Here is a 15,763-nt window from a genome sequence, read left to right on the forward strand (position 1 = left end):
TCTTACCCCTTGATCAGTTGCTGATAGGCGGCTTCGTCGAGCAGCGCGGCGAAGGCTTCGGCATTGGCGGGCTGGAAGCGGAAGAACCAGCCGGCGTTCAGCGGATCGCTGTTGATGGTCTCGGGCGCATCGTTGAGCGCCTCGTTGACGGCCAGCACCTCGCCGTCCAGCGGCATGGTGATGTTGCTGGCGGCCTTGACCGACTCCAGCACCGCGACCTCATCACCCTGGGCGTAGCTGCGCAGCTCCGGCAGTTGCACGAAGACCAGGTCGCCCAGGGAGTCCTGAGCATAGTCGGTGATGCCGACGGTGATGCTGCCATCGGCTTCCTGACGCAGCCATTCGTGTTCTTCGGTATAGCGCAGACCCATTGCCAGACTCCTGCGGACCTTTGTCCTGATGGATAGATGGGTCTGTTATTGCAAGGGCGATGCCAGGAGTAAAGGCCAGTGTTTTCAAGGGTTTAGCTAAAGAACCCGCATTGCGCTGTAGCGTAATCGTTACAACTGACCCGCTACCCCGCTACAGCCGTATCGATTAACAAACGTCGTATCGAAATCGTTACGAAATTAGCCAGGCTCCTGGGTCCTACAGCTGGGCTGTACGTTATGGAGCAGGCTGCTGCTTATTCATGATGCAGACAAAGGCGGATCAAGCGTCTTGCTCGCTAATTCCCTGCAGCGGTAACCCAGTCTTCAACGCGCAAGCCTGGCACCCGGTCAAACTCGCGGCGGTTGTTGGTGACCACGATCAGGCCCAGGGAGCGCGCATGTCCCGCGATCATCTGATCGTAGGGACCGATTGGCTGACCTAGTCTGGCCAATTCGGCACGCAACTGCCCGGTGTGCGCCGCGGCTTCGTGTCCGTACTTCAACACCTCTAGACGCGCGGCGAAGCCTTCGATCACCGCCAGGTTACGCTCCGGGCTGGAGGACTTTTCCGCACCATAGATCAGCTCCATCAGGGTGATCGTACTGATGCACAACTGTCCCTGGTGCCGAGTGAAGGCCTCGCGAACCGACACCGGTCGGTTCTTGATGGCGAAGATGCAGGTATTGGTGTCGAGCATGAACTTGAGCATCAGAAGCCTTCGCGCTCCTGCTCGGCGGGCTGGTCCCGTTCCGCCATGAAATCCGCCGTGACACCCTCTCCCTCGAACCAGGAATCCCAGGATTCCCCAGCCGGGGTAATGATCCTCGTGCGGCCGACAGCAACCACATCGACGCGCTTCACATCTTCGGGCAGGGCAACCGCCTTTGGCAGTCTCACCGCCTGACTGCGATTGCTTTGAAATACGGCACCTTGATCCACGATCGGTCTCCTGGGATATATCAGCTGTATATCCCATATTAAGGACAAGGCTGGATCTGTCAATCGGCACGCTCTCGGCGTCGGGCGACACGGCTGGCAAAGCGCTCTCCGCGTAGATGGCACCTGGCGAAGCCTGAGCAAGAACGCTGGAGGCAGGAACGTCACCGGAGCCTGAGGCCAGATTCGGACAAGAGCACCCGACGCGAACTTCCGCCCCGCTTCGTCGGACCAAGAAGGCACAACAAGACCTCTGCCAAGCGGCTCTGCCCCCCCACCCTTGCCTGGAGTCTTTGTCATGGCTGTGAAAACCGTTGCCGATCTGCTCGTTGCCACCCTCGAAGCCGCCGGTGTGGACACCATCTGGGGCCTGCCGGGCGATTCGCTCAACGGCCTCACCGAAAGCCTGCGCAAGCGTGATCGCATCCGCTGGCGCGGCGTGCGGCATGAAGAAGCCGCGGCCTTCGCTGCCAGTGCCGCGGCCGATACCAGCGGACGCCTGGCGGTCTGCGCCGGCTCCTGCGGTCCGGGCAACCTGCACCTGATCAACGGCCTGTTCGACGCCCAGCGCAGCGGCGCGCCGGTGCTGGCCATTGCCGCCCAGATTCCTTCCAGCGAGATCGGCCTGGGCTATTTCCAGGAGACCCATCCGGAGCGGCTGTTCCGCGACTGCAGCGACTTCTGCGAGGTGGTCTCCCATCCCGAGCAGCTGCCGCGCATCCTCGAGACCGCCATGCGCTCGGCCATCCTCAATCGTTCGGTGTCGGTGGTGGTGATTCCCGGCGACGTGGCCCTGGCCGAGGCGCCGATCAAGGAGGCCCAGTGGAGCGAGCCGGTGCGTCCGGTGGTGGTGCCGCCGGACGCCGAGCTGGACGCCCTGGCCGAATTGCTGGCCGGGGAAAAGCGCATCACCCTGCTCTGCGGCGCCGGTTGCGCCGGTGCCCATGCCCAGGTGGTGGCCCTGGCCGAGCGCCTGCAGGCCCCAGTGGTCCATGCGCTGCGCGGCAAGGCCCATATCGAGTATTCCAATCCCTATGGCGTGGGCATGACCGGACTGATCGGCTTTTCGTCCGGCTATCACGCGCTCAAGGAATGCGACCTGCTGCTGATGCTGGGCAGCAACTTCCCCTATCGCAACTTCTTCCCGGATCACGGCCGGGTGGTGCAGATCGACGTGCGCGGAGCTCACCTGGGCGTGCGCACCCCGCTGCTCAAGGGCTTGGTGGGCGATGTTCGCGCCACCCTCGACGCCCTGCTGCCGCGACTCCGGCCCAACAGCCACAGCCGCTTCCTGGAAAAGGCCCAGCAGCACTACCGCAAGACCCGCGCCGAGCTGGACGAACTGGCCACCGCCACCGCCGATGGCGAGCCGCTGCATCCGCAGTACCTCACCACCCGCGTCAGCGAACTGGCCGCAGCGGATGCCCTCTTCACCTGCGACGTCGGCACTCCCACGGTGTGGGCGGCGCGCTACCTGGCGATGAATTTCGAGCGCAAGCTGGCCGGCTCCTTTACCCATGGCTCCATGGCCAATGCCCTGCCCCAGGCCATGGGTCTGCAGGCGGCCTATCCCGACCGCCAGGTGGTGGCGCTGGCCGGCGACGGCGGACTGTCCATGCTGCTCGGCGAACTGGCGACCCTGGCCAGCGAGAAGCTGCCGGTCAAGGTCATCGTCTACGACAACGCCACCCTGGGCTTCGTCGCCATGGAGATGAAGGCCGCTGGCATGATCGACGACACCACGGATCTCGCCGCCGTCGACTTCGCCCAGGTGGCCGAGGCCTGCGGCGTGCGCGGCTGGAAGGTGGAATCGGCCAGTCTGCTCGACGCCACTCTGGAAGAGGCTTTCGCCCATCCCGGCCCGGCGCTGGTGGATGTGCGCATCGCTAAGCAGGAGCTGTCGCTGCCGCCAAAGATCGAGGCCGCCCAGGCCAAGGGCTTCAGCCTCTACATGCTGCGCGCGGTGATGAGTGGTCGCGGCAGCGAGGTGGTGGATCTGGCCAAGACCAACGTCCTGCGCTGATCTAAACGCCCGCGGACTTCAGCGCCGCGGGATGCCGTAACGCCGCAGGCGCATGGCGATGGCCGAGTGAGAGGTCTGCAGGCGCGCGGCCAACTGGCGACTGGACGGATACTGCGGATAGAGCCGCTCCAGCAGCGCCGCCTCGTAACCCTGGACGGCGGCCTCCAGGGTGCTGACCTCGGTCTCGACCTGCCCCGATACCGCAGTGCCGGCCAGGTCGAGGTCATCGACATCGATCTGGCCACTCTCGCTGATGGCGGCGGCGCGAAAGAGGATGTTCTGCAACTGCCGTACGTTACCCGGCCAGGCGTTGCCCAGCAGCACGCCATAGGTAGCCGGCGCCAGGCGACACGGCGGTCGGCCGATCTGGGCACAGGCCTGCTGCAGGAAGTGCCTTGCCAGCAGCAGGATGTCCTGGCCCCGCTCGCGCAGTGCCGGCACCTGCAGGCTGAGCACATTGAGGCGATAGAAGAGGTCTTCGCGAAAGGTGCCGGCGGCGACCATGGCCTGCAGGTCGCGATGGGTGGCGGCGAGGATGCGCACGTTGACCTGGGTTTCCTGGGCCCCGCCAACGCGGCGGAAGGTGCCATCGGAGAGAAATCTCAGCAGCTTGGCCTGCAGATAGGGCGACATCTCGCCGACTTCGTCGAGAAACACCGTGCCCTGGTCGGCCAGTTCCAGCAGGCCCGGCTTGCCGCCGCGCTGGGCGCCGGTAAAGGCGCCCGGGGCATAGCCGAACAATTCGCTCTCGGCGAGGCTTTCCGGCAGGGCCGCGCAGTTCAGCGCCAGAAAGGGCGCCTCGCGCCGCGCACTGGCCGCATGGCAGGCGCGTGCCACCAGTTCCTTGCCGGTGCCGGTCTCGCCGAGGATCAGCAGCGGCGCCTCCAGGGCGGCCAGGCGCTGGGCGCGGGCCTTGAGGGTGCGGATGGCGGCGCAGTCGCCGAGCAGCGAATCGAAGCCCTCGGGGGTGTCGTGGCGCAGTGCCGAGAGGCGGCCGCCGATGCGGCTGGGGGCATAGAGGGTCAGCAGGCCACCGGCCAGGCCGCCCACGGGTTCGCCGATGGGGGTGGCGTCCAGCAGCAGCGCCTGGCCGCGCAGCACCACCTCACGCAGGGGCAGGCGAAAGCCCTGGTCCAGCAGCTCGGTGGACAATTCGCTGTCATTGAAGAGTTCGGCCAGGGTGTTGCCGGCGCCCTCCCCGGCCAGGGCGGCAAAGGCTGGATTGGCCAGCAGGATGCGGCCCTCGCCGTCCACCGCCAGCACCGGATCGGCCATGGCGGCGAGCAGCGCGTCGAGCTGCAGGGAGCGGCGCTGGCCGGGCAGGATGTCCACCACCCGCACCGCCTCCACCCCCACCACGGTCAGCAGGGCGGCGCGTAATTCTTCCAGCACCGTCGCGCTCAGGGTTGGCGCATCGATGTAGACGTTGGGCGGCACCATCTCCACGGCGTCCAGGTTGAGATTGCGGGCACCGAGCAGCGCCAGGACTTCCTGGGTGATGCCGACACGATCGATGAACGACACATGGATACGCATGGAAACCCTGGGGTCTGAGAGCGAAAGGACTAATGCTACCCAAATGCTCGGGGTAGAATCACTTCTCATTTACCTAGGCGGGACCGCGATGAACAATAAAGACCCCCTTCTTCTCGATCAGCAGCTGTGCTTCGCGCTGTACTCCACCTCACTGGCCATGACCAAGGTGTACAAGCCGCTGCTCGAAGAGGTGGGCCTGACCTATCCGCAGTACCTGATGATGCTGGTGCTGTGGGAAAACGATCGGCTGCCGCTCAAGGAGTTGGCGCGTCGGCTGCACCAGGACTCCGGGGCCCTGACCCCGGTGCTCAAGCGCCTGGAAGCCGAGGGCTACGTGACCCGGCAGCGCAATGCCGAGGACGAGCGCAACCTGTCCATCGAACTCACCGAGCCTGGTCGCGCCCTGCGTGAGCGGGCCCGGGAGATCAACGGCACCATCAGCAGCTATTGCGCGCTGGGCGATGCCCAGATGAATGCGCTGCGCGAAAATCTGATGACCCTGAGAGCGAAGCTGGAGCGTTAGCCCCCTTCGCCGCCGCTGGTCGGCTGCTCCTGAAAATGTATTTGCGCGATAATAAATATCGCGATAACTTAAATCCGTCCCCGGGCGATTCCTTCGGGCAACGTCCGAGCAAACAGTTATCGCGATACCTAAAAAGGAGCACGCCATGAACATCCTCTATACCGCTTCCGCAACCAGCACCGGTGGCCGTGACGGCCGCTCCAGCAGCAGCGACAAGGCCCTGGACGTGCAGCTGTCCACGCCCAAGGCGCTGGGCGGCGCCGGGGGTGCCGGCACCAATCCCGAGCAACTCTTCGCCGCCGGCTACTCGGCCTGCTTCATCGGCGCGCTCAAGTTTGTCGGCGCCAAGGAAAAGATCGCCATGCCGGCTGACGTCAGTGTCACCGCCAAGGTCGGCATCGGCCCGATCCCCACCGGCTTCGCCCTGGACGTCGAGCTGGTCATCAGCCTGCCGGGCCTGGAGCGCGCCGTGGCCGAAGACCTGATCGAGAAGGCCCACCAGGTCTGCCCCTACTCCAACGCCACCCGCGGCAACGTCGACGTACACCTGACCCTGGCCTAAGGGTCGCGGTATTACCCAGGCGCTTCAGCCGAGGCGCCCGGTCCTTTCCGTTCGAGGAGTCATCTGTCATGCGTACCGTCTCTCGCCTGCTTGGTCTTTCCGCGCTCACCCTGGCCCTGGGCGCCTTCGCCGCGCCCCAGCCCGATCCCGCCTTGGAACGCACCACCCAGGGCTTCGTCGACGCTCTGAACGGCAGCGGTGGCAAACCGCTGGAAACCTTGAGCACCAAGGACGCCCGCGCGGTGCTGGCCGGCGCCCAGTCCGGCGTCAAGGTCGATCTCGCGGGGGTCAAGACCCGTGAAAAGACCATCCAGGTCGACGGCAAGCCGCTGCAGCTGACCATCGTCCGCCCGGCGAACGCCAAGGGGCAGACACCGGCCTTCATGTTCTTCCACGGCGGCGGCTGGGTGCTGGGCGACTTCCCCACCCACCAGCGCCTGGTGCGTGACCTGGTGGTGGCCTCCGGCGCCACGGCGGTGTTCGTCAACTACACCCCGAGTCCGGAAGCCCACTTCCCGGTAGCCATCAACCAGGCCTATGCCGCGACCCAGTGGGTGGCCGAGCACGGCAAGGACATCGATGTCGACGGTAGTCGCCTGGCGGTGGCCGGCAACAGCGTCGGCGGCAACATGGCCGCGGTGGTCAGCCTGATGGCCAAGGACAAGGGCACGCCCAAGCTGCGTTACCAGGTGCTGTTCTGGCCGGTGACCGATGCGAGCTTCGACAACGGCTCCTACCAGACCTATGCCGAGGGCCGCTTCCTGACCCGCAACATGATGAAGTGGTTCTGGGACAACTACACCACCAGTGAGACCGAGCGCGCCAACATCTACGCCTCGCCGTTGCGGGCCAGCGAGGCCCAGCTCAAGGGTCTGCCGCCGGCGCTGGTGCAGACCGCCGAGAACGACGTGCTGCGAGACGAGGGCGAGGCCTATGCCCGCAAGCTCAACGCCGCCGGCGTCGATGTCGTCCAGGTGCGCTACAACGGCATGATCCACGACTATGGCCTGCTCAACGCCCTGGCCAAGGTACCCGAGGTCCAGGCTGCGCTGACCCAGGCCGGCCAGTTGCTCAAGCAGCACCTGCAGTAAGGCAGGCGCGGTACCCAAGGGGGTGGTTCCGTTCGCGGCGCCACCCCCTTTTTCGTTTCAGGGCTGCTCGCCCAAGGCCGCGAAGCGTCCCGCCAGCCAGCCGTGCAGCTGCCGCACCGCCGGCGAGAATTGCCGCCGGTGCGGGCAGAACAGCTGCAGCGGCAACGGCTCGCCGGGCTGCTCGGGCAGCAGCCGCACCAGCCGACCACTCTGCAGATCGTCGCGCATGTCCAGCCAGGACTTGTAGACGATGCCCTCCCCGGCGACGGCCCAGCGCCGCACCACCTCGGCATCGTCGCTTTGCAGGGGGCCGCTGACGGCCACCTGGCGCAGGCCGCCGTCGGCCTGTGGAAAGCTCCATTTGTCATAGGTACGGCCATGTAGCTGATAGAGCAGGCAGGCGTGCCCGGCCAGCTCGTCCAGGCTGCGCGGCGCACCCTGGCGGGCCAGATAGGCTGGCGCCGCCGCCAGCAGGCGGCGATTGTCCGGGGCCAGCGGCAGCGCCACCAGACTATCGTCCTGGCTGCGCCCGTAGCGGATGGCGATGTCCACCGGATCGCGATAGACGTCGGCCTGCTGGTCCGAGACGTAGAGCCTGAGGGTCAGGCCGGGATGGCGCTGACGAAACTCGGCCAGCCAAGGCAGCAAGAGATTGCGCCCCAGATCCGAAGGCGCCGCCACCTGCAGCACTCCGCGCAACTCGGGACTCTCGCCCTGCAGCCGCTCGCGCCCCTCGCGCAAGGTCTCCAGCACGTCCCGGGCATAGGGCAGATAGGCCTCGCCCTCGGCGGTCAGTCGCAGGCTGCGGGTCGAGCGGGCGAACAGGCGGATGCCCAGTTCGCGCTCCAGCCGGCCAATGGCGGCGCTTACCTGGCCCGGCAAGAGGTCTGCCTCGCGGGCTGTGCGGGAAAAGCTGCCGAGGGCGGCGGAGCGCACGAAGAGGCCGAGGTCGTCGAAGCGGATCATTTTCACTCCTGTAGTGAAGGTGCTATCCGATTCTGCCGCTTTTTCCGGTCGAGCATGAAGACGACCATGGGCCTACGTCTTCTTATCGTACAAAGGAACCCGCCCATGAAAGCCATCGTCCACGGTGACACCACCCTGCCTGCCAGCGATCCCCGTGCCCTGCAGGACGCGGTGCTGCCCGACCCTACGCCCGAGGCCCATGATCTCCTAGTGGAAGTCCGCGCCGTGTCGGTCAATCCAGTCGACACCAAGGTGCGCCAGGGCCTGGTGCAGCGCGAGTCCAAGGTACTGGGCTGGGACGTCTCTGGCGTGGTCCGCGCCGTGGGCAGCGCCGTCAGCCGCTTCGCCGTGGGTGACGAGGTCTACTACGCCGGCGAGCTGTTCCGCCCCGGCTGCAACAGCGAGCTGCACCTGGTCGACGAACACCTGGTCGGTCACAAGCCCAAGCGCCTGGATCACGCCCAAGCCGCGGCCCTGCCGCTGACCGCCATCACCGCCTGGGAACTGCTGTTCGACCGTCTGGGCGCAACCGAAGGCGGCGGCGCTGGCCAACAGCTGCTGGTGATGGGCGCGGCGGGCGGCGTTGGCTCCGTGCTGGTGCAGCTGGCCCGCCAGCTCACCGAGCTGACGGTGATAGGTACCGCCTCGCGCCAGGAAACCCAGGACTGGGTGCGCACCCTCGGCGCCCACCACGTCATCGACCACCACCAGCCGCTGCGTCCCCAGCTCGAAGCCCTGGGTTTGGACGGCGTGACCCTGGTGGCCAGCCTCACCCATACCGATGTGCATTTCACCCAGCTGGTGGATGTCCTGCGGCCCCAGGGTCGCCTGGGTGTGATCGACGATCCTGCGCAGCTCGACGTGGTGCCGATGAAGGCCAAGTCGCTGTCGCTGCACTGGGAATTGATGTTTACCCGCTCGCTGTTTCAGACCCCGGACAAGGTACGCCAGCACGAGATCCTCGAACGCGTCGCCGGCCTGATCGACCAGGGCACCCTCAAGACCACCCTGGGCGAACACCTGGGCCGGATCGATGCCGCCAACCTGCGCCGCGCCCATGCCCAGCTGGAAAGCCATCAGGCGCGCGGCAAGCTCGTGCTGGAGGGGTTCTGATGCCCCGCCTCAGTGCCCTGACGCTCGCCGTCACCCTGGCCGCGGGTAGCCTGACCGCCCAGGCGGCGCCGCTGCCTCAGGAGCACACCCTCGGCCACCTGGAGCAGGTCTTCGCCTTCCAGGACGCCATGCCCACCGGGGTCACCGTCAGCGAGACCGGGCGGATCTTCGTCAACTATCCCCGCTGGGGCGACGCGGTGCCCTTCACGGTGGCTGAGCTCAAGGACGGCAAGGCGGTGCCCTACCCGGACGCCGCACTCAATGTCGAGACCCCGGGCGAGCCGGGCAAGGGCTTCATCAGCGTGCAGAGCGTGGTGGCCGATGGTCGCGGACACCTCTGGGTGCTGGACACCGCCGCACCGGGCTTTGCCGCGCCCAAGGCTGGCGGCGCCAAGCTGGTGGCCATCGACCTCAAGACCAACAAGGTCGCCAGGACCCTGGTCTTCCCGGCCTCAGTGCTCGAACCCAACAGCTACGTCAACGACGTGCGCTTCGACTTTCGCGTCGGTCGCGCCGGGGTGGCCTATGTCACCGACTCGGCGCCTCCCGGCGGCCTGATCATCCTCGACCTCGCCACCGGCCAGGCCCAGCGTCGCCTGACCGGCGCGCCCCAGGCCAACGTCGACCCCAGCTTCGTCCCGGTGGTGGAAGGCGAGCCGCTGCTGATGCAGCGCCCCGATGGCAGCAAGGTCCGACCGGCCATCGCCAGCGACGGCATCGCCCTGTCGCCGGACGGCGGCACGCTCTACTTCAGCCCGCTGTCCAGCCGCCACCTCTATGCCGTGCCCACCGCCCTGCTGCGTGATCCCAAGGCGAGCGAGGCCCAGGTGCGCGCCGGGGTGCAGGATCTCGGCGAAAAGGGTGCGTCCGACGGCCTCGAAGCCGATGCCCAGGGTCGCGTCTATGCCGGCGACTACGAGCACAACGCCGTGCGCCAGCGCCAGGCCGACGGCAGCTGGAAGGCCCTGGTCCATGATCCCCGCGTGCTCTGGCCCGACACCTTCAGCATCGGCCCAGACGGCTACCTCTATTTCACCGCCAACCAGCTTCACCGCCAGGCCCAGTTCCACGGTGGCCAGGACCTGCGCCAGAAGCCCTACAGCCTGTTCCGCGTCAAGATCGACGCCCAGCCAGCCCCTACCCACTGATCCGATCAGGAGTTATCCATGCAGCTGTCCCAGATCGCCCGTACCCGCTACACCACCAAGGCCTTCGATGGCTCCCGCAGCATCCCGGCCGAACAGGTCGAGGAATTGCTGGAGCTGCTGCGCCAGGCGCCCTCCTCGGTCAACTCTCAGCCGTGGCACTTCGTGGTCGCTGCCAGCGCCGAGGCCAAGGCCCGCATCGCCCGTGGCATGCAGAGCCCCTACAACGAGCCCAAGGTGCTGCCGGCCTCCCACGTCATCGTGCTCTGCACCCGCCTGGAAATGACCGAAGGCCATCTGGCCCAGGTACTGGAGCAGGAAGCTCAGGACGGCCGCTTCGCCAAGCCCGAGGCGCGCGCCACCCAGGACGGTACCCGCCGTCACTTCGTCGATCTGCATCGCTATGAGCGCAAGGACGTGCAGCACTGGATGGAGAAGCAGACCTATCTGGCGCTGGGCACCCTGCTGCTGGGCGCCGCCGCCCTGGGCATCGATGCCACACCCATGGAAGGCTTCGACGCCAACAGCCTGGACCAGGAACTGGGCCTGCGCGAACAGGGCTATACCGCCCTGGTGGTGGTCGGCCTGGGCTATCGCGGCGAAAGCGACTTCAACGCCGCCCTGCCCAAGTCCCGCCTGACCCGCGAGCAGGTCTTCACCTTCCTCGATTGAGGCTGCACGTGGCTGACTGAGCCAGCCTGAAGAGGACGCCTCCACGAGGTGTCCTCGCTCATGTGCTGTCCTGAGGCTATCGCGGGTTGTACATTGAGCGCACCAATTGGCTTACGCACTGGCTGAACTCAGTCATTGTGAAAGGCTTGGCCAGCTGGAACGCCTGGCCCGGCAGACCCTCTTCAAACAGCGGACCGGCAAAACCACTGACGAACAGCACTCTGAGTTCGGGACGCAAAGCCACCAGTTGGCTGTACAGAGCTTTGCCCGACATTCCTCCGGCCAGTCCGATGTCGGTCACCAAGACCTGAATATCGGGCGCCTGCTTGAACTTCGCGAGCGCAGAGGCGCCATCGGCTGCTTCAGTTACCTGATAACCGAATTCTCTCAACGCGGCGGCCATGGTCTTGCGTACCACCGGCTCGTCATCGACCACCAGAATCCGCTCACCATCACCGGTTGGGCAGGCATCAGGATCAGCCTTAGCTGACGTATCAAACCGTTCAGTGCCATTGCGACCGCGGGGGAAAAACAGGCTAACAGATGTGCCTTCGCCCATCTGACTGTGCACTCGGATCTGACCGCCGGACTGCTCCATGAAGCCAAAGACCATGGACAACCCAAGTCCGGTGCCTTCCCCCAACGGCTTGGTCGTAAAGAACGGTTCGAATACCCGAGCGAGGGTCTCAGGCGACATACCAGCTCCGGTATCCGTCAGACTGATCTTGAGATAGTCGCCTATCGGCAAATCCCTCGATTCCCCATAGTGAGGTTCGATTGAAACCCGCTTCGTTTCGAGAGTCAGTACCCCGCCGTTCGGCATCGCATCGCGTGCATTGATGGCAAGATTCAACAGAGCATTTTCGAGCTGATTGGGATCACAATGAATGAACCCTGTGTCCCCGATCAGGATTTCAAAACGGATTCCAGGCCCGACGGTACGCCGGATCAGATCTTCCAGTTCGCTAACCAAGAGACTGGCCTGCAGATCTTTTGGCTCCAGGCGCTGCTGCCGGGAAAAGGCCAGGAGGCGCTGCGTAAGACCCGCGGCCCGGTTAGCAGAGGTCAGGGCTAGGATGATGTAGCGATCCAGATCACCCAGACGGCCTCTGGCGATTCGCAACTGGAGTAATTCCAGGCTGGAAATCACACCGGCCAACATATTGTTGAAGTCATGCGCAATACCGCCGGTGAGTTGGCCGACGGCTTCCATCTTCTGGCTCTGGCGTAGCTTTTCCTCGGTCACGGCCCGCTCTGCTTGCTCCTGCTCCAAAGCAGACGTGCGGTCGCGCACCCGTTCTTCCAGCGTCTCGTTCCAGTGGACCAAGGCCGATTCGAGGTCCATTCGCTCCTGAATATCCTCAACCGTGCCGTACCACCGCTGGCGCTGACCGTGCTCGTCAGTTTGAGCAAATGCCCTGACGCGATACCAGCCGTAATCGCCGCTGGCCGTCTGAAGACGGGCACGCGTATCGTAGGCGGCGCCGGATGCTAGGGAGTGTTGCCAGGCCTGCTGCATACGCTCCCGATGATCAGGATGAGGCACCTGAACCCAACCTTCGCCTAGTAATGCTTCTCGCGAGCGGCCAGTGAGCGCCAACCAGCGATCGTCGAAAGAATCGACAAGCCCCTGTGCATCAGCGGTCCAGGGTATCTGCGGATTGAGTACGGTCGCGGCGCGATACTGTGCCTCACGCTCGCGCAGCTCGGCCTCGGAGCGCTCGAGTGTCTGAACCTTGCTAAGGCGATCGACGGTCGCTCCCAGCAGGTTGGCGTAGGTCCGTAAAAAGTCGATATCGTCTGGCGAAAACTCACGCTTGACGGTGCTATCGACCTCCAGCAAGCCAAAGGGCGGCTGGCCGTCTGGCCCAAGGATGATGACATTCACCAACGCCCGGACGCCATGTTCCTTCAGGAACTGCGGGTAATCGAAACGATCCTCGGTGTTGATGTCTTTCGAAATGATCGGCTCACCCGTTTGTAGCGCAAAGCCTTCGGAAGAATGCTTTTTAGCGGGCACAAGCTCGTGTCCAACTACACCCGGTTTCCAACCGACGCCGCTGCGGACCAGGAGGTTTTTGCCATCGGGCTGAAGCTCCATGACCTTCGCCAGTGGTGTATCCAGCGCCTCGCTGACGAGGCAACATGCCTGGTGAAGGATTTCATCCAGATCGTTTCCCTTAAGTGCCAGCTCCCCAAACTTGGCCAGTGCCGTCCGTTGACGAAGAAGTATCTGCACAGAAGACATCAATAACCGTTCCCTTGCCTGGCGGGGTTACCGATCGAATAACGGCGTACCAACCACCAGGCGCTATGTATAAAACTACAGGCACGGTTTCTTGAGACGGGTTCCTGCACGGTCAGGCTTTTTCGCTCAGTCGCCCGCTATGTGCGGAAAAGTCGCGGACAAAAAATCGAGCACCCCTTGTTGAGCTGCAGCGGTGACGGCGGTGCGGGGCGCCAACCCCGCTGTACCAACCGCTACGCTATACACCCGCGAAAACCCTAGCCTTTCAGATCCGCCAGTATCGAGAAGGCGCGCAACCGGTCCGCCTGCTCGTAGACATCGCAGGTAAAGATCAGCTCATCGGCGTCGGTCTTCTCCAGCAACAGCTCCAGACGCTCACGGACCTTGTCCGGACCGCCGATCACTGCCATGCCGAGGAAACTCGACACCGATTCCTTCTCATGGGGCAACCAGACTCCTTCCATGCTGCGCACAGGCGGCTGCAGGCGCAGGCTGTCGCCGCGGAACAGGGCGAGGATGCGCTGGTAGACGGTGGTGGCCAGGTAGTTGGCCTCATCGTCGCTATCGGCGGCCACCAGGGGCACCCCGAGCATCACATAGGGGCGATCGAGCACCTTGGACGGCTTGAAGTTCTCGCGATAGAGACGGATCGCCTCGTGCACGTAGCGCGGCGCGAAGTGCGAGGCGAAGGCATAGGGCAGGCCCTTGGCCGCCGCCAGCTGGGCGCTGAACAGGCTCGAGCCCAGGAGCCAGATCGGCACCTCGGTGCCCGCACCCGGCATGGCGATCACGCCCTGCCCCGGCTGCTGCGGCCCGAAGTAGTGCTGCAGCTCTTCCACGTCCCGCGGGAAGTCGTCGGAGCTGCCCAGGCGATCGCGGCGCAGGGCATAGGCGGTGCGCTGATCCGAGCCCGGCGCGCGACCCAGGCCAAGTTCAATGCGGCCCGGATACAGTGAGGCCAGGGTGCCAAACTGCTCGGCCACCACCAGCGGCGCATGGTTGGGCAGCATGATGCCGCCCGAGCCCAGTCGCAGGGTGCTGGTGCCAGCGGCCAGATAGCCCAGCAGCACGGCGGTCGCGGAGCTGGCGATACCGTCCATGTTGTGGTGCTCGGCGACCCAGTAGCGGGAAAAGCCGAGTTGCTCCACGTGGCGCGCCAGGTCCAGGGCGTTGTGCAGCGCCTGGGCGGCATCGCCATCGTCACGGATGGGAGCGAGGTCAAGGACCGACAGGGCGGTCTTAGCGAGACGGGTCATCAGGGTTCTCCTCGGCGACCTGATCGTAGGCCGCCCTGTGGCGCTGAATGAGAGGCTGCTTCGCGGAGGCCCAGGCGGCCAGGGCGCCCACCGGCACCATCAGGCTCTGGCCCAGTTCGGTGAGGGCGTATTCCACCTGGGGCGGCTTGGTCGGCGTCACCGTGCGGGACACCAGGCCGTCACGCTCCAGCTGACGCAGGGTCACGCTGAGCATGCGCTGGGAAATGCCGTCGACCCGCCGGCGCAATTCGTTGAAGCGCAGCGGGCCGGGTTCCAGGGTAAAGAGCGTGAGCAAGGACCAGGCATCGCCGATCCGATCCAGCACGTCCCTGATGGGACAGGCGTGGGCATGCAGGCGGCGACGACTGGAGATACGACTGACCACGGCGTCCATGGCGATCCTCGAAGCAGAACTGGCTCCCAGCCTACGCCTTTCGGGCGGTTATTAAAAGTAACCACCCGTCAGGACTGGTATAGCCGAGCAAGCCAGGGCACAATCCAGATGGTCGTGACCGTTTTTATTGATTGAACGTTCAATAAAAAATAGTTACCCTCCGAGGTTCCTTCCGCTCTGTTCAGGAGATGCCTCGTGCCCAAGGTCGGGATGCAGCCCATCCGCCGTTCGCAGCTCATTGCCGCGACCCTCGAAGCCGTCGACGAAGTCGGCATGGGCGACGCCAGTATCGCCTTCATCGCCCGCAAGGCCGGGGTCTCCAACGGCATCATCAGCCACTACTTCCAGGACAAGAACGGCCTGCTCGAAGCTACCATGCGGCATCTGATGAATGCCCTGCGCCAGGCCGTGCGCGACCGCCGCGCCGCCCTGCCGGGTGATGATCCCGCCGCCAACCTGCGCGCCATCATCCAGGGCAACTTCGACGACACCCAGGTCAGCGGCCCGGCCATGAAGACCTGGCTGGCCTTCTGGGCCACCAGCATGCACCAGCCCAATCTGCGGCGGCTGCAACGCATCAACGACCTGCGCCTCTACTCCAACCTCTGCTGGCAATTCCGGCGCCTCCTGCCCCATGAGCAGGCCCGCGCCTCGGCCAAGGGGCTGGCCGCCATCATTGATGGTCTTTGGCTGCGCGGCGCCCTTTCCGGCGACACCTTCAACACCCAGCAGGCCCTGCAGATCGCCTACGACTACCTGGACCTGCAACTGGCCAAGGCCTGACCCTTCCCTGACTGTTCCCGCCCCGACCCGGCTCGCTCCGGCCGGGGTTTCCTCCCGCCTTTCCTGCCCCCTCCCCGCCTCGACAGAACCGCTCTGGGCCGCACATCGCCCCGTTTCGGCATACCTGTGAATTTTTCATTGAT

General features: G+C 65.0%; 16 protein-coding genes. 8 read left to right on the forward strand and 8 right to left on the reverse strand.

Annotated elements, in window-relative coordinates:
• Positions 1-2: 2 nt before the first annotated feature.
• From gcvH to vapB, 3 genes are all read right to left on the reverse strand, one after another.
• Positions 3-371 carry a glycine cleavage system protein GcvH gene (gene gcvH / locus EC839_RS12905; RefSeq protein WP_007159937.1) on the reverse strand — a complete coding sequence of 123 codons (369 nt, stop codon included), beginning with the start codon at positions 369-371 and terminating at the stop codon, positions 3-5.
• A 296-nt stretch (positions 372-667) separates the two neighbouring features.
• Entirely contained in the window at positions 668-1,081 is a 414-nt protein-coding gene (gene vapC, locus EC839_RS12910) for a tRNA(fMet)-specific endonuclease VapC (RefSeq protein WP_132832613.1), read from the reverse strand.
• Positions 1,081-1,311 (reverse strand): type II toxin-antitoxin system VapB family antitoxin, encoded by a 231-nt coding sequence (gene vapB, locus EC839_RS12915; protein WP_007159939.1) that lies wholly within the window; start codon positions 1,309-1,311, stop codon positions 1,081-1,083. The genes vapC and vapB overlap by 1 nt, the downstream gene beginning before the upstream one ends.
• Positions 1,312-1,606: 295 nt before the next feature.
• Here vapB and poxB point away from each other — a divergent pair, with 295 nt between their 5' ends.
• Complete coding sequence (gene poxB, locus EC839_RS12920) at positions 1,607-3,331, forward strand: ubiquinone-dependent pyruvate dehydrogenase (protein ID WP_132832614.1); 1,725 nt, start codon at positions 1,607-1,609, stop codon at positions 3,329-3,331.
• An 18-nt stretch (positions 3,332-3,349) separates the two neighbouring features.
• Here the strand turns inward: poxB and EC839_RS12925 are convergent, their stop codons facing one another.
• Positions 3,350-4,867, reverse strand: a complete 1,518-nt coding sequence (locus EC839_RS12925; protein WP_132832615.1) for a sigma-54-dependent transcriptional regulator — start codon at positions 4,865-4,867, stop codon at positions 3,350-3,352.
• 88 nt (positions 4,868-4,955) lie between these two features.
• Between EC839_RS12925 and EC839_RS12930 the strand changes: the two genes are divergently transcribed.
• From EC839_RS12930 to EC839_RS12940, 3 genes are all read left to right on the forward strand, one after another.
• Positions 4,956-5,390, forward strand: a complete 435-nt coding sequence (locus EC839_RS12930) for a MarR family winged helix-turn-helix transcriptional regulator (protein WP_132832616.1) — start codon at positions 4,956-4,958, stop codon at positions 5,388-5,390.
• Positions 5,391-5,535: 145 nt separating this feature from the next.
• On the forward strand, positions 5,536-5,952 hold the full coding sequence (locus tag EC839_RS12935; RefSeq protein WP_132832617.1) for an organic hydroperoxide resistance protein: 417 nt from the start codon (positions 5,536-5,538) through the stop codon (positions 5,950-5,952).
• 68 nt (positions 5,953-6,020) lie between these two features.
• On the forward strand, positions 6,021-7,043 hold the full coding sequence (locus EC839_RS12940) for an alpha/beta hydrolase (protein ID WP_132832618.1): 1,023 nt from the start codon (positions 6,021-6,023) through the stop codon (positions 7,041-7,043).
• A 57-nt stretch (positions 7,044-7,100) separates the two neighbouring features.
• On the opposite strand, the gene EC839_RS12945 is transcribed toward EC839_RS12940, so the two are convergent.
• On the reverse strand, positions 7,101-8,009 hold the full coding sequence (locus tag EC839_RS12945; RefSeq protein WP_132832619.1) for a LysR family transcriptional regulator: 909 nt from the start codon (positions 8,007-8,009) through the stop codon (positions 7,101-7,103).
• A gap of 105 nt (positions 8,010-8,114) precedes the next feature.
• Here EC839_RS12945 and EC839_RS12950 point away from each other — a divergent pair, with 105 nt between their 5' ends.
• The 3 genes from EC839_RS12950 to nfsB are packed head-to-tail and all read left to right on the forward strand — an operon-like array spanning position 8,115 to position 10,939.
• On the forward strand, positions 8,115-9,122 hold the full coding sequence (locus EC839_RS12950; protein WP_132832620.1) for a zinc-binding alcohol dehydrogenase family protein: 1,008 nt from the start codon (positions 8,115-8,117) through the stop codon (positions 9,120-9,122).
• Positions 9,122-10,270: an L-dopachrome tautomerase-related protein gene (locus tag EC839_RS12955; protein ID WP_132832621.1), complete on the forward strand. Its 1,149-nt coding sequence runs from the start codon at positions 9,122-9,124 to the stop codon at positions 10,268-10,270. The genes EC839_RS12950 and EC839_RS12955 overlap by 1 nt, the downstream gene beginning before the upstream one ends.
• Positions 10,271-10,288: 18 nt before the next feature.
• Positions 10,289-10,939 (forward strand): oxygen-insensitive NAD(P)H nitroreductase, encoded by a 651-nt coding sequence (gene nfsB, locus EC839_RS12960; RefSeq protein ID WP_132832622.1) that lies wholly within the window; start codon positions 10,289-10,291, stop codon positions 10,937-10,939.
• 76 nt (positions 10,940-11,015) lie between these two features.
• On the opposite strand, the gene EC839_RS12965 is transcribed toward nfsB, so the two are convergent.
• The 3 genes from EC839_RS12965 to EC839_RS12975 all read right to left on the reverse strand — a co-directional run bounded on the left by EC839_RS12965 (position 11,016) and on the right by EC839_RS12975 (position 14,837).
• Positions 11,016-13,187 carry an ATP-binding protein gene (locus EC839_RS12965; protein WP_132832623.1) on the reverse strand — a complete coding sequence of 724 codons (2,172 nt, stop codon included), beginning with the start codon at positions 13,185-13,187 and terminating at the stop codon, positions 11,016-11,018.
• Positions 13,188-13,444: 257 nt separating this feature from the next.
• Positions 13,445-14,443 carry an LLM class flavin-dependent oxidoreductase gene (locus EC839_RS12970; RefSeq protein ID WP_132832624.1) on the reverse strand — a complete coding sequence of 333 codons (999 nt, stop codon included), beginning with the start codon at positions 14,441-14,443 and terminating at the stop codon, positions 13,445-13,447.
• Positions 14,427-14,837: a helix-turn-helix domain-containing protein gene (locus tag EC839_RS12975; RefSeq protein ID WP_077171144.1), complete on the reverse strand. Its 411-nt coding sequence runs from the start codon at positions 14,835-14,837 to the stop codon at positions 14,427-14,429. Before EC839_RS12975 ends, EC839_RS12970 begins: the two co-directional genes overlap by 17 nt.
• Before the next feature lie 195 nt (positions 14,838-15,032).
• Between EC839_RS12975 and betI the strand changes: the two genes are divergently transcribed.
• Positions 15,033-15,620: a transcriptional regulator BetI gene (gene betI / locus EC839_RS12980; RefSeq protein ID WP_132832625.1), complete on the forward strand. Its 588-nt coding sequence runs from the start codon at positions 15,033-15,035 to the stop codon at positions 15,618-15,620.
• Positions 15,621-15,763 lie beyond the last annotated feature (143 nt).

Origin of the sequence: Pseudomonas sp. JUb52 (assembly GCF_004341115.1) — a bacterium.
Classification (GTDB): domain Bacteria; phylum Pseudomonadota; class Gammaproteobacteria; order Pseudomonadales; family Pseudomonadaceae; genus Chryseomonas; species Chryseomonas oryzihabitans.